20 protein-coding genes are annotated in these 26,113 nt (G+C 45.8%); 12 read left to right on the top strand and 8 right to left on the bottom strand.

Annotated features, from left to right (window positions below; translation table 11 throughout):
- The first annotated feature begins 4 nt into the window (after nt 1-4).
- Genes nikB through H9659_RS13035 form a run of 6 tightly spaced genes read left to right on the top strand, consistent with a single transcriptional unit; the run spans nt 5 to nt 5,780 of the window.
- Entirely contained in the window at nt 5-925 is a 921-nt protein-coding gene (gene nikB, locus H9659_RS13060) for a nickel ABC transporter permease (protein ID WP_191691295.1), read from the top strand.
- Between the two features lie 15 nt (nt 926-940).
- Nucleotides 941-1,960, top strand: coding sequence for an ABC transporter ATP-binding protein (locus H9659_RS13055; protein WP_191691293.1), 1,020 nt, complete (start codon nt 941-943; stop codon nt 1,958-1,960).
- Nucleotides 1,951-2,946, top strand: coding sequence for an ABC transporter ATP-binding protein (locus H9659_RS13050; protein ID WP_191691291.1), 996 nt, complete (start codon nt 1,951-1,953; stop codon nt 2,944-2,946). Before H9659_RS13055 ends, H9659_RS13050 begins: the two co-directional genes overlap by 10 nt.
- 49 nt (nt 2,947-2,995) lie before the next feature.
- Nucleotides 2,996-3,757: a sensor histidine kinase gene (locus tag H9659_RS13045; RefSeq protein ID WP_191691289.1), complete on the top strand. Its 762-nt coding sequence runs from the start codon at nt 2,996-2,998 to the stop codon at nt 3,755-3,757.
- 14 nt (nt 3,758-3,771) lie between these two features.
- Complete coding sequence (locus H9659_RS13040; protein ID WP_191691287.1) at nt 3,772-4,482, top strand: response regulator transcription factor; 711 nt, start codon at nt 3,772-3,774, stop codon at nt 4,480-4,482.
- Nucleotides 4,479-5,780, top strand: a complete 1,302-nt coding sequence (locus H9659_RS13035; RefSeq protein ID WP_191691285.1) for a sodium:solute symporter family transporter — start codon at nt 4,479-4,481, stop codon at nt 5,778-5,780. The genes H9659_RS13040 and H9659_RS13035 overlap by 4 nt, the downstream gene beginning before the upstream one ends.
- A gap of 874 nt (nt 5,781-6,654) precedes the next feature.
- On the opposite strand, the gene H9659_RS13030 is transcribed toward H9659_RS13035, so the two are convergent.
- From H9659_RS13030 to H9659_RS13020, 3 genes are all read right to left on the bottom strand, one after another.
- The gene (locus tag H9659_RS13030) at nt 6,655-7,107 is read right to left on the bottom strand and encodes a hypothetical protein (RefSeq protein WP_191691283.1); all 453 of its coding nucleotides are present in this window, start codon (nt 7,105-7,107) and stop codon (nt 6,655-6,657) included.
- Nucleotides 7,107-7,904, bottom strand: coding sequence for a DUF3100 domain-containing protein (locus H9659_RS13025; RefSeq protein WP_191691281.1), 798 nt, complete (start codon nt 7,902-7,904; stop codon nt 7,107-7,109). The genes H9659_RS13030 and H9659_RS13025 overlap by 1 nt, the downstream gene beginning before the upstream one ends.
- Nucleotides 7,905-8,185: 281 nt before the next feature.
- Nucleotides 8,186-8,371, bottom strand: a complete 186-nt coding sequence (locus H9659_RS13020) for a DUF4177 domain-containing protein (protein ID WP_191691279.1) — start codon at nt 8,369-8,371, stop codon at nt 8,186-8,188.
- Nucleotides 8,372-8,491: 120 nt separating this feature from the next.
- On the opposite strand from H9659_RS13020, the gene H9659_RS13015 reads away from it, so the two are divergent.
- The 3 genes from H9659_RS13015 (at nt 8,492) to H9659_RS13005 (ending at nt 12,804) form a co-directional block, all read left to right on the top strand.
- The gene (locus H9659_RS13015; protein ID WP_191691276.1) at nt 8,492-9,409 is read left to right on the top strand and encodes an NADP-dependent oxidoreductase; all 918 of its coding nucleotides are present in this window, start codon (nt 8,492-8,494) and stop codon (nt 9,407-9,409) included.
- Between the two features lie 898 nt (nt 9,410-10,307).
- Nucleotides 10,308-10,952 carry a hypothetical protein gene (locus H9659_RS13010; RefSeq protein WP_191691274.1) on the top strand — a complete coding sequence of 215 codons (645 nt, stop codon included), beginning with the start codon at nt 10,308-10,310 and terminating at the stop codon, nt 10,950-10,952.
- Between the two features lie 97 nt (nt 10,953-11,049).
- Nucleotides 11,050-12,804: a sulfatase-like hydrolase/transferase gene (locus H9659_RS13005; RefSeq protein WP_191691272.1), complete on the top strand. Its 1,755-nt coding sequence runs from the start codon at nt 11,050-11,052 to the stop codon at nt 12,802-12,804.
- Between the two features lie 294 nt (nt 12,805-13,098).
- On the opposite strand, the gene H9659_RS13000 is transcribed toward H9659_RS13005, so the two are convergent.
- The 3 genes from H9659_RS13000 to H9659_RS15600 all read right to left on the bottom strand — a co-directional run bounded on the left by H9659_RS13000 (nt 13,099) and on the right by H9659_RS15600 (nt 18,749).
- Complete coding sequence (locus tag H9659_RS13000; protein WP_191691270.1) at nt 13,099-13,647, bottom strand: signal peptidase I; 549 nt, start codon at nt 13,645-13,647, stop codon at nt 13,099-13,101.
- A 39-nt stretch (nt 13,648-13,686) separates the two neighbouring features.
- Nucleotides 13,687-14,418: a hypothetical protein gene (locus H9659_RS12995; RefSeq protein WP_191691268.1), complete on the bottom strand. Its 732-nt coding sequence runs from the start codon at nt 14,416-14,418 to the stop codon at nt 13,687-13,689.
- A gap of 104 nt (nt 14,419-14,522) precedes the next feature.
- On the bottom strand, nt 14,523-18,749 hold the full coding sequence (locus H9659_RS15600) for a S8 family serine peptidase (protein WP_404828989.1): 4,227 nt from the start codon (nt 18,747-18,749) through the stop codon (nt 14,523-14,525).
- A gap of 490 nt (nt 18,750-19,239) precedes the next feature.
- Here H9659_RS15600 and H9659_RS12985 point away from each other — a divergent pair, with 490 nt between their 5' ends.
- Both H9659_RS12985 and H9659_RS12980 read left to right on the top strand, forming a co-directional pair.
- Nucleotides 19,240-20,505 (top strand): helix-turn-helix domain-containing protein, encoded by a 1,266-nt coding sequence (locus tag H9659_RS12985; RefSeq protein ID WP_191691263.1) that lies wholly within the window; start codon nt 19,240-19,242, stop codon nt 20,503-20,505.
- Between the two features lie 318 nt (nt 20,506-20,823).
- Nucleotides 20,824-22,518: an FAD-dependent oxidoreductase gene (locus H9659_RS12980; protein ID WP_191691261.1), complete on the top strand. Its 1,695-nt coding sequence runs from the start codon at nt 20,824-20,826 to the stop codon at nt 22,516-22,518.
- A gap of 54 nt (nt 22,519-22,572) precedes the next feature.
- Here H9659_RS12980 and H9659_RS12975 read toward each other — a convergent pair whose 3' ends face one another.
- Both H9659_RS12975 and H9659_RS12970 read right to left on the bottom strand, forming a co-directional pair.
- Entirely contained in the window at nt 22,573-23,049 is a 477-nt protein-coding gene (locus tag H9659_RS12975; protein ID WP_191691259.1) for a GNAT family N-acetyltransferase, read from the bottom strand.
- 343 nt (nt 23,050-23,392) lie between these two features.
- On the bottom strand, nt 23,393-24,070 hold the full coding sequence (locus tag H9659_RS12970) for a sunset domain-containing protein (protein WP_191691257.1): 678 nt from the start codon (nt 24,068-24,070) through the stop codon (nt 23,393-23,395).
- Nucleotides 24,071-24,413: 343 nt separating this feature from the next.
- Between H9659_RS12970 and H9659_RS12965 the strand changes: the two genes are divergently transcribed.
- Nucleotides 24,414-25,892, top strand: a complete 1,479-nt coding sequence (locus H9659_RS12965) for a phytoene desaturase family protein (RefSeq protein WP_191691255.1) — start codon at nt 24,414-24,416, stop codon at nt 25,890-25,892.
- Nucleotides 25,893-26,113 lie beyond the last annotated feature (221 nt).

The following is a 26,113-nucleotide window of genomic DNA, read 5'->3' as shown; positions in this document are numbered from 1 at the left end:
ATTCATGTTACTATTTATCGCAAAACGTTTAGTTCAAATTATCCCCGTCATATTAGGCGTGACACTTGTCGTGTTCTTGATCATGCAGATGGTGCCTGGAGATCCCGCGGCCATATTAGCTGGAGAAGGTGCGTCCCAAGAAACAATTGAACAATACCGTGAAGACTTAGGATTAAATCGTCCGATAGCGGAGCAATACATGTCCTACGTGGGCAATGTTTTTCAAGGGGACCTTGGGAATTCGTTAAAAAACAAGCAGCCCGTACTCGATGAAATCTTACTGCGACTTCCGATTACAATGGAACTTGCCTTCTATAGTATTCTCATCACCATCGTCCTTGGATTAGCTGCCGGAATCATTTCTGCAGTCAAACCTTACTCCATCCGTGATGTAAGTGTCATGGTTGTGGCATTACTCGGGATTTCACTGCCAAGCTTCTGGCTCGGATTACTATTGATGTACCTATTTTCCGTAAAACTTCAATGGCTCCCAGTAGCAGGATGGGATGGCCCCTTAAATATCATCTTACCCGCACTCACATTAGGCGTTGGCGGAGCAGCGATTGTTGCACGGATGACGCGTTCGAGTATGCTCGATGTCATTGGGCAGGATTACATTCGTACTGCACGAGCGAAAGGCTTGAAGGAACACTTTGTCATTTACAAGCATGCGCTGCGTAATGCTTTGATCCCCGTTATTACAGTAGTCGGATTGCAGTTCGGCAGCTTGTTAGGCGGAACTGTTCTCGTCGAATCCGTATTCGCGATCAATGGACTTGGACGAATGATTGTGGATGCCATCCGGACTCGCGATCTGCCAATGGTTCAAGGCGGTGTCCTTGTAGCGTCACTGGTTTTCGTATTTGTGAACTTACTCGTGGATGTGCTTTACCGTGCTGTGAACAAACGGATCGATTTAAACTAAAAGGAGGATTTAGCGATGAGCAAAGAAGTCGTTTTACAAGTGAAAAACTTAAAGACCCATTTCACAACTTCAAAGGGGACTGCAAAAGCGGTGGACGGTGTGGATTTCACGCTCCATAAAGGGGAGACGCTCGGGATTGTCGGGGAATCCGGCTGCGGCAAGTCGATCACCTCGCTCTCTTTACTGCGACTCATCCCTTCTCCTCCCGGGAAAATTGTAGAAGGTGAAATTTTACTCAACAACAAAGATATCGTACACATGAAAGAAGAAGAACTTCGCAAAGTCCGCGGCAATCAGATATCCATGATTTTTCAAGAGCCGATGACGAGTTTGAATCCGATCATTCCTGTAGGCGAACAAATTGCAGAAACCATCCGCTTACACCAGCGTCTGCCTAGAAAACAGGCATGGCAAAAAGCAGTGGACCTGTTGGAAATGGTCGGCCTCCCTTCGCCTGAGAAGCGTGCTAAACAAGAGCCGTTCCAATTGAGTGGCGGAATGCGCCAGCGTGTCATGATCGCGATGGCGCTTGCGTGTACACCAGAAGTATTGATTGCCGACGAACCGACAACTGCGCTGGATGTAACGATCCAAGCTCAAATCTTGGAGTTGATGAAAGACTTGCAAAAGCAGATTGGCATGAGCATCATCTTCATCACCCACGATTTAGGAGTCGTGTCCGAAGTATGTGACCAAGTGGCGGTCATGTATGCCGGTCAAGTCGTCGAGCATCGGAACGCGAAGGACTTGTTCAAAACACCGTTACATCCATATACGCAAGGATTGCTCAGTTCCCTTCCGAATATCCATGAAAACCAGCAGGAACTTCAGACAATCGAAGGATCCGTCCCGAGTCCCTATGACTATCCAGTTGGGTGCCGCTTTGCAGACCGTTGTCCGCATGCACGGGAAATTTGTCGGGCTGAAGCTCCAGTTTTGTTGGAAACGACCGATTCAGAGACAAAAGTCCGCTGCTTCATGTACACGGAAAAGTGGGAAGCGATTGAAGAAAAGGAGGAATTGGTATGTCCGTAAAAACGAAGGAACCCATTTTGGAAGTGAATCATTTAAAACAATATTTCTCACTGAAAAAAGAAACTCTTTTCTCACCGAAACAGACCGTGAAAGCAGTGGACGACATCTCCTTCAAGCTATACCCGGGTGAGACACTTAGTATCGTTGGTGAGTCAGGATGCGGAAAGTCAACAACCGGCCGCTCCATATTGCGTCTCGATGAACCTACAGAAGGAGAAGTCCTGTTCAACGGCACTTCCATGACGTCATTGAGTAAAAAAGAACTCCGCAGTATGCGCGGAGATATCCAAGTCATCTTCCAAGATCCATATGCGTCGCTGAATCCACGTCAAACGATCCGTAAAATGCTGCAAGAAGCCATGACCATCCAAAAAGTGATGCCGAAAGAACAAATGGAAGCACGCCTTCTGGAACTCATGTCACTAGTAGGTCTTCGTCCAGAATATTTGGAGCGTTATCCTCATGAATTTTCAGGAGGCCAACGGCAAAGAATCGGGATAGCCCGAGCACTTTGTGTGAACCCTAAAGTCATCATTTGCGACGAAGCCGTTTCGGCATTGGATGTCTCGATCCAAGCCCAAATCATTAACTTGCTTAAGAGCATGCAACGGGATCTGGACTTGACCTTTCTCTTCATCTCACACGATTTAAGTGTCGTACGCCATATTTCCGACCGTGTCATCGTGATGTATTTAGGAACTATCGTTGAAATTGCAGACAAAGACTCGCTCTTCGATTCACCTAGCCATCCTTATACGAAAGCCTTACTGTCTGCAATTCCATCAATCGACGAACAACGTAAAAAAGATCGCATCATTTTGAAAGGGGATGTCCCTTCCCCTATCGATCCGCCGACTGGATGCAGATTCCATACACGCTGCCCTTTCGCTACCGATCACTGCAAAAAGGAAGTCCCGGCGTTAAGAGCTTTATCCGAAACCCATCAAGTTGCATGCCATTACGCAGAAAGTCTACTCAGCAATTGACACATCTGCTAGAATAGGAACAATCCTTTACCCGCTGGAGGCGTCGCTCATGATGTCCATCGACACGTTTTCGCTATATGTATTATTATGTATACTCGCCCCTCTTGCAGGGGCTTTTACACTTGCGTTCATCATGATATTCGAAAGCCGATTCGATTTCCTTCAGAACGTTGCAAGTAAATCGAAACTGGAAAAGGAATTGCAATATGCCCAATATTATCAGCTCAACCAACGCATTAAACCCCATTTCTTCTTTAACACGCTAAATACTATGCTGAGCCTCGCACGATTGGATCGAAAGCAAGAGCTGATCACAAGTTTGGAAGTGATGTCGAAATTCATGAGATACAATTACCAAACGAACGAAATGCTCGTCCCACTCATGGACGAATTAGCTTATACGAATAGTTATTTGGGTATTCAGCAATTACGTTTCGGCCAGCGAGTCCAAATCCATCAACAAATCGAAGAGCAAGCGAAGCCAGCATACATTCCTCCCTTCGTCCTTCAGACAATGGTTGAAAACACATTCAAGCACGCTTTTGAAAAATATCCAGGGCCTGCAGTCTTAAAAATCATTGTATTCCGTCAAAAGAGTCTGATTCATATAGAAGTGTGGAATACGCATCTCCAACAATCCTCACAGAAAAAGGAAGACTTCACCCGGGAAGACGGTCTAGGTGTAGCCAACATCCGCGAACGTCTGAACCTGTTATTTCCAGATGAACCCGCCTCATTCACGATGTCGTTCGTCGGCGAAGAGGCGTGCGCACAAATCATTATCCCTTTTCGCGAAACACCTATTGTCTAAGAAGGAGTGAGCTTATGTACATTTTACTAGTCGATGACGAACCATTAGAGCTCGAGCAGCTTGAGTATCTCATGAAACCTCATTTCCCTTACTGGACGTTCTTAAAAGCGACGGATGCCACTACAGCATTAGCGTTGGCGAAGTCCCAAAAAATCTCCATTGCATTCCTCGATATTCAAATGCCAGGAAAAGACGGATTGACACTCGGTATGGAGTTGAAAGAGTTGTATGAATTAGACATCATCATGGTCACTGCTTATCAATCCTTCGACTATGCCCGTCAATCGATTCGAATCGGAGTGAACGACTATATTACAAAGCCGATCATCGAAGACGAACTGATCCAGACGTTGAAAAAGTATGAAAAATGGAATGCAAAGTCGGATGCTATCCAACAAGCATTACACATCATCCACGAACGCTATGCAGAAAAGCTCCCGTTAGCAGCCGTGGCAGAAAAGATCCACCTGAGCCCTACGTATTTGAGCCGGAAGTTCCTTGAGGAAATGGGCATCGGCTTCGCAGACTATTTGAATGCCTATCGTCTCGAGATGGCAAAGTCGATGCTGATCAATGATCCTGAAGCAAGTATTTCCGCTGTGGCTGACCATACAGGATTCAACAGTCAACATTACTTCAGTTCGTTGTTCCGAAAAAACTTCGGGATGACACCGACTGCCTATCGCGTACAATTTTCGAATGACTCCGAGGCGAGTCCTGTATGAAAAACTACAATTATTATATGACAGGGGCAATTACACTTGGCTTCTCCACCGCCATTATCTCGTTGCTTGCCCGCTGGATTACCGCAAACACCATTTTGTCATCTCCTGAAGCACTCATTAAATACGGGTTAGTCGGAAGTATCGGGTATTCGTTCATGGGAGCCGTTGCGCTCCTTTTATTCGGGTTCATCTCACTTCGTATCCGGACTTCCTACCCTGATTTACGGACGATTGGAGATTTGTTTCAAGTCCGATTGTACAAAGACGGCTATTATGTTTTGTCCTTTATCGTCCTGTTTCTAGGACTGGACTCCCTATTCATGCAGGCGATCGGAGCTTCCGTACTCTTTGAATTGCTGCTAGGTGTTCCCGTCTGGATTTCCTTACTCTTCTTTTTCATGTATACGTTCCTCCTAGCTGGAGTAGGCGGTATGAAATGGATCCATAGACTGGAAGGACCTGCCCTCATCTTTATTTTCAGCGCAATTATTTTCATCCCGATGTTTTTCTTTATAGGCGAAGGTGCCACAAACATTTATCAAGGTATACGGCTCTTGCATCCTTATCTCCTGTTCACAAACAACCAGGAAGCCTTCTACTTTACAGCGACTGCGATGCTGATCGGATTCGGTCAAATGCTATCCGATCGAGCAACTTGGCAGCGCTTATATATGATCGATTTGAAAAAGGTACGAATCAGCTTTTATTTGACTGCTTTAGTTTGGAGTACGATTCCTTTGGCTCTTGGCGGTATGCTGATGATTGTCATCTATGACCACTCGTTTACGGAGACGTATTCGCTATTATTTGAGCTCGTTAAAAAAATCAAGCCCTTATTACTATCGGTCATCTTTTTCCTATTTTGTTTCAGCACCATTTCAAGTACGATGAACGCAGAACTTCACGCAACTACGGTCCACTTTGTTCGCAATATCCGACAAAAGATTCGACCTGACATGAGTGATAAGCAGTTGCACAAAGCTTCCTATCAGTTTTCTGGAGTCATTTTACTCGTACTGCTCATTCTTTCACTTTTCTACAACTTTGATGCACTGCAGTTCCTGTTCTTCTTCGGAACGCTGTATGCGGCACTCGTACCAGTGATCCTGATTATCGTGCTCTCTAAACGTAAAATATCCCGGCTGCTGCCCTACTCAGCTCCGATTGCAGCCATTATCGTTCACATCTCACCTATTGCAGAAGGCCCTCTTTCAACCATCTGGTGGAGTTTCATCATTTCACTAGGGATTTCGTTCGGATCAATGCTTTTTGCCAAACGTGAACTTTTTAGTGATTAGGCTTTGCACAACTCCCTTAAAGTTGGTGAATTGTGTCACGTGGCCGATTCTTCTTGCGATTAGGCTGATTCCTGCCTCCATCTGGCCGATTACACCCGCGCAGCTGAAGTAGCCTACACATTCAAGCGGAGCGCTACCAATTAATTCCTTAATGCTAGTGAATTGTGTCCCGTTATCGAGAAATTTCGCTAGGTGTCGGACAAATCTCACGGAGTGTCCAACAAGTACTCTCCAGTGATCGAGAAGTGCCGCCGTGTTATGCTCAATCTCCCACAAGTGTCCGACAACGCCTCCCACTCTGGCAAATAGGATTCAGCGGAATCCAACCCTTCCGAACTGGGTGAATTGTGTCCCGTTATCGAGAAACTCTGCTAGGTGTCGGACAAATCTCGCAGAGTGTCCGACAAGTACTCTCCAGTGATCGAGAAGTGCCGCCGAGTGATGCTCAATCTCTCACAAGTGTCCGACAACGCCTACCACACTGGCAAATAAGATTCAGCGGAACCACCCCTTCTGAATCGGGTGAATTGTGTCCCGTTATCGAGAAACTCCGCTATGTGTTGGACAAATCTCGCGGAGTGTCCGACAAATCCCCTTCAGTGATCGTGAAGTGCTGCCAAGTGATGCTCAATCTCCCACAAGTGTCCGACAACGCCTCTCACACTGGCAAATAAAATTCAGCGGAATCCAACCCTTCCGAACCGGGTGAATTGTGTCCCGTTATCGAGAAATTCCGCTATGTGTCGGAGAAATCCCCTTCAGTGATCGAGAACTACAGCTAAGTGATGCTCAATCGCCCACAAGTGATCGACAACCTCCCAACACACGCAAAAAGACCCAGCTGCTGAATTGCGACTGGGTCTCTCTTCTTCTATTAAATAATTCCTTGGAACCGCAAGATGATCTCCGCTATGACCGCTGATCCGAGGAACGTTCCGATCATGACGAGGCTTGCGACGATCAGCGTTCGCCAGCCAAGCTTGACGAAATCGGACCAGGAGCGACCGATGGCAATACCGGCATACGCTAGAATTGGTGTCGTGAGCGCAAGTAACTGAACTTGAGTCGTCCATTCCACGACTTTATCAGAACCTGGGAACCACGGCATCGACACAACCACCCCAATGATGGAAATGTAGGCGATGCTCGGGAAATTCCAAGGGATGATTTCTTTTAAAATGAACCCCGCCAAGCAAATCCCGATCAGAACGGCCATGCCTGGAAGTGCAGCAATCGGCATGATGTCGTAGCCCAACCAGTTACCAACAAGGCCACTGACGCCAACAATAACTAATAACAATACCCACTCTTGAATATTTTTCAGCATCAATACCCCTCCTTCTTCCGAGTCATCCACCCATATAATTTTTCAGTGAGTGGCAATGCAATGAAGATACTGACCCAAAGACCGGTTGATAAGGAGAGTAAGTTACTCGCTCCTGAAAGCGCAACGATTTGTGTCTCAAGATCCGGAAACGCTGCAATCAGTGACCCACTCGCCGCAGCCATCATACTGCCGCTTCCAACTCCTGAAGCCAAAGCAAAAGACAGCGGACTGAGTGGTGTAATCGTTGCAAGTAGTCCTGACAACAAGCCCAAGAACACCGCGCCAAACACTGTACCGAAAATATACATCGCCATGACTCCGCGACCTTCCGGCGAACCCATCCCGTATTTATCCATAATCAAGCCCACGTTCGGCTCGCGTCCAATCGAGTGTGTCATCCCGATTGCTTCGCGTTTCATTCCGAGCCAAATCGCAACAGGCAGTGCCACCACAATGGTTACGAGATGACCGAATTCTTGAAGTAAAAGTGCTGGTCCCGCTGCAATCACTTCCGGAAGCGACGGTCCGATAATGACTCCAATTTTCGCCAGCAACAACGAAACCCCGAGCACAATAATCGGCTCCGCATTGAGCGACTGTCGTTCTTTCACAGCCGGTGTAAAGTACAAAATGATTCCTATGACGAGCGCGTACAGCATCGGCAGCAAAAGGATGACCCCTGGGCCGACTTGAATACTGAACGTACCGATTAGTTCCGTAACAACCACTATCGCTAAAACAATCGCATGTAAACGCCAATCCTTCCATAATCCCAGTGCCGTATTTCCTTCTTGCATAGTCGTTCTTCCCCCTTCACCTATCGGAAACTGAATCAGCGCAGACGATTCATTATCCAACTATAATTTCTGATTATACTGACTTCTAATCCGTCACAAATTTACCACTTCATAAATTCGAAGCGAACATCCAAAAATCTATGTTATGCAGTATACTAGATAATTCAGTCTAAGGGAAGATATATTTTATCCTAGTAAAGCGTTAACAAAAAATGTTATTCGAAAAGAAGTAAAAGTTGATCTACTGAAAAGCAGATCAACTCTTAAGAGTTCTATATCCATTACATCTCCGCAACCTTTTCAAAGACAAGTTTTAAATCTGTTGTCCCCCCTGTAGTGGTAGAGAACGGAATGATTGAATGCAACCGCCAGCCTTGTGCTGCAGCCTCATTCATAATCTGTTCTTCATCCTCTTTAGGCGTCCCCTTCCAACTGCTTTTGATGGTAACGACTTTATAGGTATACATAGTAACACCTCCTTTGGAGAACACCGAAATTTGATAGTCTTTGATAATCACTGATTGTTACTCAATAGCGTTATGATATACTGAATTCACTGAAATCTCAAAAGAGGAGTTGTATCTGACATGAGAGCATTTGTAAAACGGAGTGCCGCACCGGATGATATTGCCCTAGAAGAAGTGAAGATTCCCCTTATCAATGACGATGAATTGCTCGTTCGCGTAAAAGCAATAGGCGTCGGGATTCACGACTCTTATTTCCTCCCAAATGAAATCGAATATCCTTATCCAATCGGGGTAGAGGCAAGCGGTATCGTTGAAGGAACCGGTAGTCTAGTAACGCGCTATAAAAAAGGCGATCGCATCGCTTTCGTCAGCATGATGCAGCCAAAAGGCGGGACGTGGGCAGAGTTTGCAGCTGTCCAACAAGACTCCCTCATCTTACCCATCCCGGATACTATGGATTTTGCAGAGGCCGCTGCAGTCCCCGTTGCGGGCAACACGGTTTTACGCGCGCTTACCGCACTCCATTTAAAAGAAGGCGATTCGGTATTCATCGCAGGCGCTTCAGGGGCTATCGGGACGTTCGCCATTCAGTTTGCTAAGGCACGCGGCTGGAAAGTGGCAGGTTCAGCTTCTCCTAAAAACCACGAATATATGGAATCACTCGGTGCTGATAAAGCCGTCGATTACCGGGATCCCAATTGGATGAAAGAAGTCCGTGAGTGGATGCCAAACGGCGTCGATGCAGCCATTGCGATTCAACCCGGAACTGGTACTGAAAGTATGCACGTCGTCAAAGACGCAGGCACCGTCATCACAATTTCTGGCGATCGGATTGTGCCTGAACGCAGCATCACCGCTGCATTCGTACCTCATAAAGCAGACGTTCGGAATGAAGTCCAACAGCTCATCCAAGAAATTGCTGCAGGTACATACCAGCTTGTCATTGAACAAACATATCCATTTGAACAAGGACTCGAAGCCTTGCAGAAAACCCAAACCCGCCATGCACGCGGGAAGCTAGTACTCACTTTGGAATGAACCATACCCCCTTTCGCTCTGTGAAAGGGGGTTCTTTTGCTTACTTTTACAAGTACCACGCCACACTACGTCCCCTACATTCAGCTTGCTCATGTGTGTGATGCTTGTACATATCTCAACTAGCGAAGTGCTATTGCTTAATCCCTTGATAGAAGTAAATTGTGTTCCGTTATCGACAAATTCCGCTAGGTGTCGGACAAATTCGAAGGGCTGATTGGTAAAGGGCATTGGGTGAGCGAGAACACGCGCCAAGTGATAGAGAACTAGTGAAATGTGTCGGGGAACGCGGAATTAGCTGAACCGGGTAGGATAGCCCCTCCCTCAACAAGCGAAGCGCTACCAATTAATCCCTAAAAGCACTTGAATTGTGTCCCGATATCGAGAAATTCCGCTAGGTGTCGGAGAAATCTTCGGGAGTGATGGAGAAAGCGAGGCGAGTGATGGAGAAAACGCTGCGTATGTCGGACAACCACCAACAAGTGTCGAAGAAAGCACTTATCCTATAGTCAGTGCACTAGCCCTCCCTCAACAAGCGAAGCGCTACCAATTAATCCCTAAAAAGCACTTGAATTGTGTCCCGTTATCGACAAACTCTTCTACGTGTCGGAGAAATCTTCGAGAGTGATGGAGAAACTCCGCCGAGTGTTCGAGATTCCGACGGGAGTGATGGAGAAACTGCCCAACTTGTCGGAGAAGGCAGCTGTCCCCCCACTATCCTCTCAATTCCTTTCTATTCCCCCTCCCCCCTACATACCATGACTATAGCGAGCACCATCCATCAAAAAAAGGAGTGATACCCATTAAAACTTGTCCAGTTTGCAGCCATATGCAACTTGACGGAAATTACTGCGGGGAATGCGGCAATTCATTTTCCGCCGTTCGTAAGAGAACGGCAGCCATGGAAGTACCGACCTCTTCACCAAACGAACCCTTTGAAAAGTTAAAAATGGACGCAAAGAGTTTCATCCAATTCCTAGTTCAGCAACTCCAAACGCCATCCGCCCACTTCCATTCGACGAATGTTTCACCCCAAAACAGCTTTCTGAGTATCATTTTATTCATCCTACTCACATCCGCCACTTTCTACGCCGCATTCCCTACAAGCCTGATCACTCTCAGTCCGTCCTTTTTCCAAGTCGTCCTCTACTTAAGCATCTTCTTCCTGCTAGTCGTCGCAGTCAATCTCATCGCCGTCATCAGTACGGTAAAACTGTTTTCAATCCAAGAATCAGTCCCTGAACTCCTCCAGAAACTAGGTGGATTCTATGCCATTCCTATCGCTCTTTCTGCAGTTAGCCTACTTCTCACACTCGTTCACTCATTCACGCTATCTGCCATTATTCTTGCTATCGCCATCTTTCTTGCATTCATCCTCATTCCTTTATTCACAATCACAAAGCTTCTACTCAAGAATCCTGCAGCCACCGACAGTTTTTACGGCATCCTCTTTTACATCGCCGTCACGACGGTCGCTTCCATTCTTCTGGCTGCATTCGTAGCCGATACGGCGATTGGAGAAATCTTGAGACTCCTGAACTTCTAGCAAACATTCACCTTCCACTCCCTACGCGAATCACACGCTCGTTCGAACTCGTCCGTCATACACTAGAGAGTACTTACAGATTAGGAAGGTGAAACTCATGAAAGATCATCATACAAATTGCGATGGTGGCGGCCCAGACAAACAGCCGAATATTCTATTCCTAATGGTCGATCAGGAACGGTTCCCTCCCGTATATGAAAATGCAGAACTGCAAAAATGGCGCCGTGAACAGTTACTTGCGCAGCAGCTACTGATGAAAAACGGGATGACGTTTTTGAACCATTACGTCGGCAGCACTGCTTGCGCGCCGAGTCGGACGACGTTATATACCGGCCATTATCCTTCCCTGCATGGAGTCTCACAAACACCTGGCGCCGCAAAAGGTTCGTATGATGCGGATCAGTTTTGGCTTGACCCTAACACAGTCCCTACAATAGGCGATTACTTCCGCGCTGCCGGATATGATACATTCTGGAAAGGAAAATGGCATGCTTCAGAGGAAGATATAGTAATTCCAGGTACAAAAAACGCATTGCCAAGTTACAACACAATCACCGGAGCACCGGATAAAAACAAGGAAAGAATTTATCGCATAGGTGATCGTTTAAGTGCGTTTGGATTCTCTGATTGGATTGGACCGGATCCACACGGCACTGACCCGAGAAATTCCGGGTCGTCCGCGGGATTCGGGACGAGTGGACGGGACGAAGTGTATGCAGCGGAAACGGTGGAATTGATAGAAGCATTGGATCATGCAGCGCAATACGAGGAAGAAAAAACGCCTTGGTTCATTCAATGTTCATTCGTGAATCCTCACGATATTGCGCTATTCGGCATTTTTTCGTCCCTCGTCCCTTCCTATAATTTCGAAGTGGATCCAACGCTTCCTTACATCCCTCCTGCTCCGACCACCCATGAGTCATTGGCAACGAAACCATCCGTGCAAGACAGCTATCGACTCACCTACCCAAAAGGACTGCAGCCGATCATCAATAACAACTTCTATCGTCAACTGTATTACAGCTTGCAGAAAAAAGTCGATGACGAAATGATGAAAGTGCTTAATGCGCTTCACCACTCCAGCTTCTCAGATAATACGATTATCGTCTTCACATCCGATCACGGCGAGCAACTCGGCGCTCAAGGCGGACTTTATCAGAAATGGTATTCGATGTACGAAGAATCCATCCATGTCCCATTCATCATCCATAGCCCCCAGCTATTCCCTCATGCCAAACAGACAACCGCCCTTACGAGTCACGTCGATATTTTACCGACATTGCTTGGATTAGCCGGGATTGACGTCTCTGACATCCGGAAGACATTAGCTCTCGATCATACGGAAGCCCAACCTCTCGTCGGCAGGGATCTAACCCCTCTCCTGGAAGGAAGTCAAACCTTTTTCCGTGCAGATGAACCCCTATACTTCATGACAGATGACAATGTGTTCAAAGGGCTTCATCAAACGAATTTCATCACAGGAAAGCCTTATAAGTCCGTCGTCCAACCAAGTTCAATCGAAGCCATCATCGTCTCCCTAAAAACGGGACCTAACGGTGAATCCGAAATTTGGAAGTTCGCCCGCTACTTCGACAATCCCCAGTTTTGGACAGAACCCGGCGTCAGCGATACGACATTTGTGGATGAAGACGGCTGTATCGTCGAAGCCGTCAAAACCGAACCGATTTCCGACCAATTCGAACTGTACAATCTAGCGCACGACCCGCTTGAAACGGAAAACCTGGCGGATCCCGGGTGCTGCTCCCCCGAAACCGAAGCGATCCAGCGTACCCTTCTGAATATGCTGGAAGGGCAACGTTGTCAGAAGCGATTGAAGCCTAAAAAGGGCTGAGTAGTCCCTTCTTTGGATACGTGCCGATAAAATCTCTTCCCTTTTACTCAGGGAGGAGATTTTCTTTTTCAGAAGATTATTGCTCAGTCCATGAAGGCATTTGTAATGGGGGAATGAGCGGGTGGCTCGCGGAAACGAGCGGGTTCCACATCGAATGGGAAGGAATTCGTAAACCTGATGTTTCAGAAAACACATACTCCGCCTCATTGTTAAAAAATCTTAAAATCCCTCCTCTCCAAGAAACGGGAGTGGAGGGATTGCTTAAGTATGGATGATTTCTTTCAATGACTCTGTTCAGTTCCCTTCCATCGTAACCTCATCCACATCGTCTCTCTTCCGACTAAAGATCCCAATCGCAAAATACCCTAACGTCGGAAGAATCACGATCAGCAACATTCCAATTGGACTTTGGAGTGCATTCACCAAATACCCCGCATTCGGAACAAAGAATGTATGCTTTCCTAGCAGACTTTCCGCCTTCACCAGTTCGTCATCCACCCTATTGTTATTATCCCCTTTTGTCACAAAACTGAGGGACCCGGAATCGGTGAGGACTTCCACGACTCTGTGGGTGATTAAATTGCCCCCACTTTCTTTGAACGTGATAATATCGTCCACTTTAACTTCCGCTGCGTCCACTTTTTTTACAAATAGCATATCCCCCGTCTTGAAGATGGGATTCATACTATTGGAGAGGACGGTTAACGGTTGGTACCCGAAAAAGGAAGTGGGCTCACCCTTATTGGTGAACTTTTGTGTTGCTGTCATAATTACTAAACCGATTACTGCAATGACGAACAGACGAAACGCTAGTGTACTAAATGTCTTTAAGCCATCCTTCATAGTTTCACCCCATCTCCCCGATCCGTTCCAGGCGAGTTATTAGTTGTCGTCTTCGTTATTCACATCTTCTTTTTTAGTTTCGTTTTCATAAGTTGAACCCGTATCCGTTTGCTTCGCGATTACATTCAGCCCTGCTTTGTATGAAGCCCCTTGGTATTCGTTCCCCGCACTTTCATCCAGCTTAATCCCCATCATGATGTCGATATACTGACCTTCATCCAACTCCCAGAACTGCTCGTTCTCGCCGTCACCTACTAGGATTTCTCCGGATTTCACTTGGTCGGTTGATAGAATGGTGCCCAACATTTCAATACGGTTTTTACCATCATTTGCAGTTGACAACACTTCGTTTGTCGTCCCATTGAATAAGTTGTCGAGTTTGATTTTCGAGTCTTCGTACGTGTCCTGTCCTGGTTTCACGCTGTATTTCATGGCAATGAACCCGACTTCATATCCTTCAAGCGATGCTTTGTCGACAGAGTGGGTATACGTCGCTTTGATGTGTGCATCCATGTCTCCCGTGTTGGAAATCGACAACCACTCCCCGTAGTGTAGCTGAGATGGCGCGAATTGCTCGGCCGTGAAAATCGGGGTGTCAATATTCCCCCCGCCATTGATTTGCAAGATTCCGTTTTTCATTTCTGCTTGTGCATTCGACTCCGAAGTGAACCAAGAATACGTGCCAAATCCTGTGGATACAAGTAAAGCCCCAGCAAGTGCTGTTCCTAACAAGACATTCTTTGTCTTCTTCATCCCTTGAGTTTTAACCATTCTCGTATTCCCCCATATCCTGATAGTTTTAACAAAGTATTTCGCGTTTCTTGTTGAAAAGGAACTGATGCGCAGCTAAGCTATGCCCAGTCCCCTTCCATTTCTTACTCTTTCGGCTCCAGACCAATTGACCTTAAGAGATCATGAATACCTTTCTTACCAAGCTTTTCTACCGGCTTTTTCTTTGTATCTTTTGCACTTCTTAAGAAGTTCTGCTCGACGAGACGGACATCCAGTTCATCGACAATTCCATCGAGATTAATGTCTGCTGCCTTATCCTTCTTTCCGTACTGTGCAACAATGCGCATGACATCCATAATGTCGATCACACCGTCGCCATTCACATCGCCTGCAAAATTCATCGGTGGATACGTACGAGACCAAAGCCCTCTCCACTCCCCATCCTTGAATGTTGCTACATCGACCGTGCTCACCGAATTCAAATGTCCAGGTACTTCAACGACTAATTCGAATTTCCCTTTTTGCGCTTTGATATCTTCGATGAAGAATCCGCCACTTGGTTGGATATTTCCAGAATATTTCTTGCCATCCGGTCCTTTCACATAGACCTTCGCACCGATTTTACTTAAATCGACGTCATAGAAAATCTCACCGGTCTCTTCCATCAACCCTTCTGGAGCAAAATACCCTTCCAACTTACCAGTTGACGGCACCAAATCGAATGGTTTCAGCGTGAATGCCGCCATCTTAGTCGCATCGGTGCTATTGACCGCTGTATACGACACGTTATTAAAATAGAATCCGTGTGCATCAGAGTAAGACTCATCATTGATGACCTCGAACGTGATATCCAGGAAGGCTTGGTCCCCTTTGAGTCCTTTCATGTCAGACCCTTTCAGTGAAGCACCTAAAGAAGCAACCGTTTCACGGAATCCCTCTTTGAATACAGGTTCCGCTACGTCGATTTCAAGGTTGTTTTTCTTAGCAAACTGTATGAACTCTTGATTCGCTTTCACGTTTTTGAACTTGAAGAGTCCATTCAAAAATGCAATGTCGAACTTTCCGCTTTCCAAATCTGTTATATTGTTCAACGTCAATGTAGTCGTAATCTCATCGCCTTTATGAACTTTGCTTTTGTCATAGGAACCAGAGGCATATTCCGTTCCTTCTTTGACAAATACATAGTTGTCATATCGTGTACTTGTCCCCATTTCAACGGTTTGCAGCGTCAGATTCAGCGGTTTCTTGGCAGTATCTTCCGGCAAAATCCCAACCTTCATATCTCCATTTTCACCAACCGGTAGTAACCCACTTGGAAACGCAGAGTTCTCATAGTAGACTGTCATATTAGCCGATTGGTCATAATTGAGCCCCTTTAACTTTAGATAATCCATGGATGCATCATAAATGTTTGTGTGAACCCATAACGCATGATGTCCATCTTCATCGGTATACATGGAATCATTTACTTCTATGATTCCCGGCTTATAATCCTTAAACGAAATTTCCGGCTCCGTATTGTCAACGACCGCAACGCTTTCATCCACATACGTATTTCCTTCCTTATCTTTTGCGATCATTAAGAACTTGTATCCACCCTCAGGTAATTTAACGTTTTCATTTGAAATTGGATAATTCGGATCACCTGTGAATTCATTTACAATCCCTGCAAATCCTTGGGTGATATAAATTTCACTACCTGGTAAAATGTTTGATGCTCCATAGAGTGAGCCGACGTAGCCAACCGGTTTGCCCGTTTCACCATCTGCAATGACGATATCCACAGTCTCCATCGGACTTTTGAATTTAAATGTGACCGGCGTGAATGGAAGTAAGAACGCATGGAAGTTATTCCAGGAATTCGTGATGACGGGTCTTTCCAATTCTACATAGTCGATCCCTTTACTCGTCACCCGAATTGCAAATGGCACTTTGTAACTTTCACTTAAATCGCTTTCATTGACAAAGTGAACGTACCCTTCATAAGTTCCTTCCGCTGCACTTTGAGGTACTTGAAGCTTCGGCTCCGCTGTAGTTTCACCGTTCGCAGCCACTGTGATTTTTGGGTCCGCTGCAAATTTCACACCGTTTTTCGCAGCATCTTGTCTGACATCCTTAGCTCCCAAGAATTCGACGTCCACTGCGAATTCTTTGCTTTCTTTGCTACTGTTTTTAATGTGAATCGGTCGGGAAACTTCAATGTTTTTACCCGTGTCCGATAGATAGTGCGAGCGGAATGAAAGAGAAGCTGTTTCCTGCTCAATCACAACAACTTCGCCGTCTTCGACCATTTCAGTTTGGTCGAGCACTTTTATCGATGTGTCTGCGTGAACGGCGCCGTATGCGTTAATACGGCCCGCTCCCACCTCATACACGGATTGGTCTCCCTTCAACTCGACGGATGTGTTCATCAATGCTGCTTTCACGTCAAAAGGGGTGTAGTCTGGATTTTCTTGTAAAATCAGGGCAGCTGCACCTGCCACGTGTGGCGCCGCCATCGAGGTCCCTTGGATTCTTGCGTATGCTGCATCGTAACTATTGCCCCCTGGATCGTTCATATAGGAAGGATACGTAGAGTAAATCGCGACACCCGGTGCGACAACGTCCGGTTTGATGTCATAACTTTGTGCGACAGGTCCTCTTGAGCTGAAATCCGCTAAATGATCCCCTTCAGATTTCGTATTGCGTACATCTTTGAACTCGAATGTCGTTTCACCCGACTCCGCTTGAGCTTTCAGCTGTTCTCCATCTTTTTTCGATAAACGGAATGAGGGAATGTATCCCGTACTCTCTCCGACATAATAAGGAATTTGGCCCTCTTCATTGTTGTAAATAATTACAGCCGCCGCTCCCGCTTTTTTAGCGTTCTTGATTTTATCGTCAAACGCCAGAGTGCCCCGTTCGATCAATGCGATCTTTCCTGCGAACTCTTTCCCTTCAAAGTCTTTCACATTACCGAGACCCGCAAAAACAACTGGATACGACTGGTTCTGTATCTCTTCAATTTTGTCAGTGAAGTTTTTAGCTAGAAGTTGTACATCTGTAAACCCTAGATCCCCAGCATCCGCCGTAAAAGTCGGGATGTTTTGTGAGACATCACTCGCCCCAACGGTAATCGCAAGCGCCGAGGTTCCTGGTGCTCCGACCGTCATCGCACCCGGTCCTGCATTTCCTGATGCAACGGTTGCCACTACACCAGAAAGCATGGCATTGTTCACCGCAATGGAAAGTGGTGAAAGTGCACTATTGACGTTCGCACCTAGGGATAGATTTATGACATCCATCTCATCTTTCACGGATTTATCCACACCTGCGAGAATGCCACTTGTTGCGCCACTTCCGTAAGGACCGAGGACGCGATAGTTATACAAGTCCACTCCAGGCGCGACTCCTTTGACAGCACTGTCTACATCATTTGCTTGTTGACCTGCGACCGTTCCTGAAACGTGGGTTCCGTGAGACGTGTAATAGACATTTCCATAGTTATCTCGCTCCGGTTTCCCTGACTTCTTCCACGTTTCGTACGTTTCTTCCATAGGATCCGCATCATTATCAATGAAGTCCCAGCCTTTCACACTATCTGGATCGACCTTACTTGGATCTTCCCCATCTTTTGCCTGATATCCCTTATAGGCGCCTATCAAGTCGGGGTGATTGTAGTCAATCCCTGTGTCCAGGACGCCGACTTTGATTCCTTTCCCTTCAATTTTTTCGTCATGGAGCTTGTCCACACCGATTTGAGGCACGCTGTCGATCATTTTCGGTTCCATCGGGTATTCTTTCGGATCTGGCAAATCCAGTTGAATCGCATCGTCTTTCCAAACACGCTTCACTTCACCAATACGTACTAAGTCTTCCACTTGATTTCCCGGAAGCGTGATGGACACGCCGTTAAACGCATCACGGTATTCATGGGTGATCTCCACATCAACGGATAGGTTCAACTTCGATTGGCCAAGAATAGCTTCTTTGAATTTCCTATGGGATGCGTCGACTTTGTTCTCAGCTTCGTACAGGCTAAGCTGGTTTGGATTCTTGGCTTGTTGAACTTTGGCAGGGTCTTGCTTGAATTCTACGATTACATTCACCGGCTGCTCACTTGTAGTATTGATGCCCGGTTGAATCGTAAATCCAGTTTCTGTTCGGATTTCATTGAGCGATCGTCGCTGCTCATCTGTCAGTTTGCTCAATAATTCTTTTACATCATTGACGTTCGTTGCAGCGCCGACTGTTGCTGTCGGCTGGAATGCCGCTGCCGGTAACAACATGGCTGCGAGCATCACTTTTGCCACTTTCGCCTGGACCTGGTTCCCCTTTTTTCGTTCCCCCACTGTGTACACCCCCGAAATATTGTAGTTTCCTCTTCGAATTCCTGATGGGGACGAGGCGCATGCACCCTGTCTCACATCTGTAACGTTAACGCTACATCATTTTCAACCAATAAGGTATTGGGGTAATCTCAGTATTCAGACTATTTGTAGATGCATTTAGAACCACCTATTGAATATCAAGTCATTACGAAAGGTCCTAGCAGCAGGAGAGCAGTAAGGAACAAGGTTCCATTTGTTGTAGTTTAATGAATAAAGGTCATTACAATTTTTCGTATATTGTGTATAATTACTTTCAACTCCGAATAGTTCGATAGATAAAAAAACTTCTTAAAGATTTGCGTTCATCCCCGTCATCTAAGAAGAAAACCACCTCAACTTAACCTTTTAATATCTGGCACATTGAATTCCCCCAATTAGTAGATGAGGGAATCATGTATATCTATGAACTGTGGATATTTTCAGAAAAAACAAGTCTTTTGGTTTATATTCATTTTGAACAAACAACATGTTGTGAATGGAGGGATTAGTGATGTATGAAGGCAAAATCATTAAATTTTACCGTCAGAAAGCGAAAATCACTCAAGAAGAGTTAGGTAAGGGGATCTGTTCAGTTACGCATATTAGTAAAATTGAACGTGGTATAACGGAATATTCTCCTGAAATCACCATACTCTTGGCGAAACGTCTCCAAATTGACATGGAGGAAGAATTAACTAGCTTGGAAAACTTGAAAATCAAACTCGACGATTGGCATGAGTGCATAATTTCTCAAAATCAACAAGCTTCGACCCGCCTTCATAATGAGTTGAAAGAATACAAACTTCTGGAACTCTCAGAACACGCGACTTATTACAAGATCCTTGTCGCAAATTACTATCTCACGCAAGGCTGTACGAAAAAAGCGAAAAAACGAATTTATGAAATTCAACGATCCGTTGAAGAGTTGTCAGTTTACGAATCGAACTTATTCAAACATATACTCGCTCTTTACTATAGTTCTGTAGATGACTATACAAAATCCATCGATATTTTCAATACGGTGGACTTCAAGTTTTACGCGAACCCTTCCATCTACTATGACCTAGCAGTGGCTTATCAAAATGTGCATTCACCTGTCTTAGCGTACCACTATGCAGAGAAGGCGTTACATCACTTCAAAAAGACCAATCAATTCCTTAGAATCATTGACACAGAAAATCTCATGCTCATCCAAGTCGAATCCGATCAATATCGTAATTTCAACGACACCATTGAACAATATGCAAACTTAATAAAACTGTGTGACCTCTGTAATTCTTTGGAGAAGAAAGCAAAGGTACTGCACAACTTTGCCTACGAACACTTCAGAAGACAGAATTACGAGACTGCAGGAACACTCTATAAAGAATCCATGGCTCTGAAAGAAAAGGATTCCCCGCTCTACTTATTGTCCTTGGAAGGGTATACCCGAAGCGCACTCATTGGAAAGTTCGTGACTCAAGAAGACCTCGTCGCGCTTATTGAAGAAGGTCTAACGATTGCAGATCGTTGCGATGAAACCTTGTACAGACTCATCTTCACCCTTCATCGGTATTCAGCGTTTCAACAAAAAGACGACTATCATACGTACTTATTCGACATGGTTTTACCTTATTTAAAATCCCACGGCTATACATTGACTGCACAAACTTACGATCGCGATCTGTTCAACTATTACAGCGAAAAAGGAAAGCCTGATAAAGCGCTGGAAGTGGCGGAGCGTTTAATCAATATGGATTATGTGAAACAGGAGGAGACGTTGGAGTTGGTAGAGTGAAAGGAACTCTAGAATACTAACGAGTGCAGTGGCACAACGCTGTACTCGTTTCATCCCTCAGTTCACTCCATCTTCCCCTCAATAATACCGAATCCACATTTCCTTCCCGATACCTCACTAGAACTTAATTATTTCAATATTATTCTACAAGACATTTGAACTGCTTGGACGGTATCAACTCCCCGATTGAAGTAAAATGATTGACCAACTGAAATGCTCAGCTAAGTGGAGCTGTTATTGCAGTTTTGTTGATTATATACCTATAGGGGTATACAATATGATGTATAGAGTAGTTTCAATGACAAGGAGATGACTGGAATGGGGAAAAAGATTGTAGTAGTAGGTGGGGTAGCCGGCGGTGCTTCAACAGCAGCACGGATTCGAAGGATTGACGAGCAGGCGGATATTGTCATATTTGAAAAGGGACCGCATGTCTCGTTTTCGAACTGCTCCCTTCCCTTCTATTTGAGCGGAGTTGTCGAAAGCAGCGACAAACTTGTTTTAATGGATCCTGTTGCGTTTAAAAAGAAGTACAATATCGAAGCACGCGTCCATTCAGAAGTACTTTCCATTAACCGCGAAACAAAAACCGTTCGTGTGAAAAATGCAGTCACTGAGGAAACCTATGAAGAAAGCTACGATCACTTAGTGCTCTCTCCAGGCGCTAGTCCCATCGTTCCTAATTTGCCAGGTGTCGACTCGCCGCATGTTTTCACTGTGAGGAATGTCCAAGATATCGAGCGGCTCAGCAATTACGTAGAAACGAAAGACATTCAAAATATCGCAGTCATAGGCGGGGGATTCATCGGTGTGGAGGTCGCTGAAAACTTGAAACTTGCGGGTCGTAGCGTCTCTCTCGTCGAATTCGCCAATCAAATCATGATGCCGTTCGACTATGACATGGTCCAGATATTGCATAAGGAAATGATCGATAAAGGCGTAGAAGTCATTGTCGACGATGGGTTAGCGGAAATCACCGACTCCCACGTGACGTTGAATTCCGGTAAACAAGTTCAGGCTGAAGCCGTCATTCTTGCAATCGGTGTACGTCCTGAAACGAAACTTGCGAAAGAAGCGGGTCTTGAAATCGGAGAACTTGGCGGCATTCAAGTGAACGCGAACTACATCACGAGCGATCCTTCCATTTACGCAGTCGGTGACGTCATCGAAGTGTATCATCAGCTGCTACGAAAACCGACAAGACTTGCACTTGCGGGACCGGCACAGCGACAAGCACGCGCTGCTGCGGATCATATGTATGGCATTCCTCACCAAAACAAGGGCGTCATCGGGTCATCGAGCATTCAGATATTCGATTTAGCAGCAGCATCGACAGGACTTAACGAAAAAACTGCAAAACAAGCAGGCATCCAAGCGGATAGCGTCTACATCATCGCTCCCGACAAAGTGGGTCTCATGCCGAACAGCAATCCTTTGCACTTCAAACTCGTATTCGAAGTACCGACGGGTAAAATCCTCGGGGCGCAAGCTATCGGTAAAGGTGCAGCAGACAAACGAATCGATGTGATTGCAACGCTCATTTCGATGGGTGGTACACTCGAAGACTTGAAAGAGCTCGAACTCACTTATTCTCCGATGTACAGTACAGCAAAAGACGTTGTCAACCTTGCTGCACTCGTTGCACTCAATATCTTGTATGATCGGTTCAAACAAGTACACGTCTCCGAAGTCCGCGGTCTCGTCGAACAAGGCGCAGTGATCATCGATGTACGCGAGAAAAACGAATTCGCAAACGGGCATTTATTGAACGCCATCAACATCCCACTCAGTGAATTGCGAGAGCGGATGGATGAGATACCGACAAATGTACCTGTCTATGTTCACTGCCGCTCTTCACAACGGAGCTACAATGCAGTGATGGCGCTGCAAAACAGTGGTTTCGCCAACGTCGTGAATATCTCAGGGTCCTATTTAGGGATTTGCTTGTATGAATACTACAACGATGTAACTATGGAACGTTCACCGATTACGACAGCTTATAATTTCAAATAAAAGTAAAACGCGGACCCTAGCAATCCGGGAGTCCGCGTTTTCATATGTTCCGTATTATAATTTCTTCAAATACCAAGCATCCATCGCCCCATGCTCAGACCCTTCCAAAGGTTCTTCAAGCAGGTCAAACCCTAATTTGCTATATAGCCGATTCGCAATTGACAGTTTCTGCGACGTCTCCAAGTAACAATAGTCATAATGATCGCGTGCAAATCCAAGCGCAGTTGCCATTAACTCTTTTGAAAGGCCCTGTCCTTGAAATTCCGGCGCAATATACAGCTTCTGCAGTTCGCAGATCCCATTCTTCTGGTCATAAGGTCCAATACCTACGCCACCTGCAACTTTACCCTCGTCATCTACGGCTATCCAATACGCTGCCCCCTGCTGTCCGCGATAAAATTGCGCCAGTTCTCCCAACTGAGGATCGAAATATGCCGTCCCAGGAATATCTAGACCCACTGATTCCAATGAATGCTTAATGATCTTTTCGATCGCAGTATTATCTTTTTCTTCTATTTCACGGATGTGCATCATGATTCCCCCTTTCCTGCTATTGGATGGAGTACGTTTGCAAATGCTGTAAACTTAAAATCCCTTTGCCAAAACGGGAAAGGGATGCTGTTCTTCTATGAATCTTAACACATCGCGATTCACTCGTGCCTAAATACTCAAACGGTATCCTCTGAAAGTTCAGGAAAACGAGTTATTGATATCTATTAAGAATATAGCACTGCAGTTGATAGGCTTTCCATAAGTGGTCTGATTGGTTATGAAATCATATTGCCATTCAATGAAATGAAACCAAACCAATACAAGCCCTTTGCCCGAGTTATGGACAAAGGACTTGGTGCACAACGGTATAATCGGTTGACGTTTACTGTTTCGGTGCCCGGTAGCCAGCCTTCTCTGCTTCTTCGGTGCTGCAGAACCAGCGTGCCACATTTTTGGTCCGGCTGTAATACGTACTTCCCGGTACATGGTATATCCCTGAATTGCTTCCTTTAATATCGCATTGACCTTGACTAGATACGATTGCCGCAGACTGACTGCTCGCTTGACTTCTAGTGGAACTTTGCGAAGTAGAGTTGGAAGAGGCAGACTTAGAAGCAGCAACCTGCTCACTCATCTTCTGAATGGCTTTGTCCTTTTCTCCAACGGAAGCCATCAGTTCCGTGTTCTGTGTCTCTAACGCCGTAATCGATTCAGTAAGAGTTGCGTTCTCTTTTTGTAGGGACTCTACGGTTTCTTGAATCTTCAACTGTTCAGCTGTTTTCCCCTCGAAATCACTTTGAAGCTTGTCTATTTCTTTCTGAAGGGCTAATAATTCTGTTTTGAGAGACTGATTCGCTTCCAGGACAGCGGCATTTTTTGTTTCCAATTCCTCATTCAGCTTTACCTGCTCTTGATTGGTTCCACAGCCTGCCAATAGTAGACTTGAAAAACCAATAGCCGCAAAAGCCAGCATGCTTCGTTTCATAGTACCGGAATACCACATTCTCCTGCACACCATTAACAATAAGACAATCGCTACACCAACTGCTGCAATTCCCATCCTTTTCTCCTCCCCATTCTCCGTTTTAATCAGAAGGGTACCAAATAAGCATTATTACCTACTACCACTGTATCTATACAGGATGTTTTTTGGGTGAAACTAACAGAATGTGGAGATGGAAGAGTGTACGTAATCACACACAACTTTACTTGAATGCAGAATACCTGTCTGGAATTCATTATTGAACATCTCTATTCTCGTTGGAAGTAACAAAAAACTCCGGCCGATTGAAATTTGCAGTGCTCTAGTATGCAATTCGGTTATGGTAAGATGAATTCAAATCACGGCGCAGAAATTGTAATTTACGATACAAATGAGCATTCCAAGAAAGAAGGTGAGGGGCTTGAGTAAAACAGTTTGTGTCATTGGAGCGGGTATAGGCGGATTAATGGCGGGTGCTCTGCTAGCCAAAGAGGGATGGCACGTCACGGTGGTTGAAAAGGCGACGACTGTCGGGGGCTCGGCTGGTTCCTACGCACGGAAAAACCGGCGTTTCCCTACCGGTGCGACCATCGCCTTCGGCTTAGAAGAACGGGGTCTATTGGATACGTTGTTCCATGAACTCGACATGAATATCCCATTTGAATTGCTGCATCACCCGATGGACATCCTATTGGATGATCGGAAAATCTCGATTTTCCGAGACAAGACCGAGTGGGAGAATGAGATGAGGCGTGCGTTTCCTGAAAGAATCGGGGACGTACTCGCTTTTTGGCGCAGATTGGAACAAATCAGTGAGGCCGTGTACGCGGTAACGGAGACACGGGTTTCCCTGCCCATCCAACGTTTGTATGATCTTGGAAATCTGCCGCTCCATGTACTTGCCCACCCCGGAAGCATGCTGCAGCTGGCACGCTATGCGACCCATACCGTTGAAGATTTACTACGTATGTATAAGCTCGACTCCTATACGCCTCTGCGACAGTTTTTGGATGCGCAATTACTTGACGCCGCGCAAACGGACTGCACAGAAGCTGCTTTGCTGCCATCGAGTCTTGCATTGAACATCTATAGAAGAGGCAGTTTTTACGTCGAAAAGGGAATGGGTCAGTTAAGTGAAGCACTGGCACAGCGCATTATCGAACTAGGCGGTGAAGTGCTGACGGCATCTCCTGTGAAAGAGCTGCAGTATGAGGACTCAAAGTGGCGCATCTCCAGCAGGAAGCGTAATGAAGTCTACGACACGGTCATCAACAATACCGGCATTTCATTCGGACCGGGGACAAGCCATTCAGAATCCGAAGACGTTTCCTGGGGTGCGTATCGCATCGATGCGCTTCTGAACGCGTCATTCTGGCACCAGGAGCTCAATGGCAGGCCGCTCCCTTTCGCACTTCAGATTGTCCCTGAAAAAGAACAAGCCATTTTATATTCAGACGGCCACGGTCCGGTATACGTCACTTTCCAGCCTGCCTACAACCGGCAGCATGAACCGGTGGAAGACGAAATCATGATGACCTGTTCCATCCATACACAATCGAAGCAGTGGGAACAGTTATCAAAAGAAGACTATCAAGACAAAAAGAACAGCGTAGCGAAAGCCATGTTCCAAGAGATCCAAAAAGTTCTCCCCGTCGAGGACTACTTACTCTATTCGGAAGCAGGTACGCCACTAACCTATCAAAAGTATATTGGTAAAACGGAAGTAGGCGGTTTTCCGCTAACAGTAAGAAATGCGATCTTAAAACCGAAAAGCGTACGTTCTTCCCATCCGCAATTATACATTGCAGGCGAACAGGCTTTCCCGGGACCCGGTACGTTGTCCTCAGCCCTAAGCGGCTATCATGCTGCGCGTGCAATTATGAAGTCGCATCCGAGTTGAGTAAGGTACCTGGACCACACACAATTCAAACACTATTCCGTGAATTGAACAGCGATCATTAAAAGGACTGGCTTTCATGTCGGTCCTTTTCTACATGTACACAAAAATACTCCCCCTTCTAAATAATCGTCCAGGTATCTGTTTGTAATAAAGAGTTGAACAATAAGCAGGAACAGTTTGGATAGAAATAGCCCAAAACCGATTTCTCGTTCAGAGGACCT

It is taken from the genome of Sporosarcina gallistercoris (genome assembly GCF_014836415.1).
Classification (GTDB): Bacteria; Bacillota; Bacilli; order Bacillales_A; family Planococcaceae; genus Sporosarcina; species Sporosarcina gallistercoris.
The sequence above is the reverse complement of the archived record's forward strand: the minus strand, read 5'-3'. Positions and strand labels throughout refer to the sequence as shown.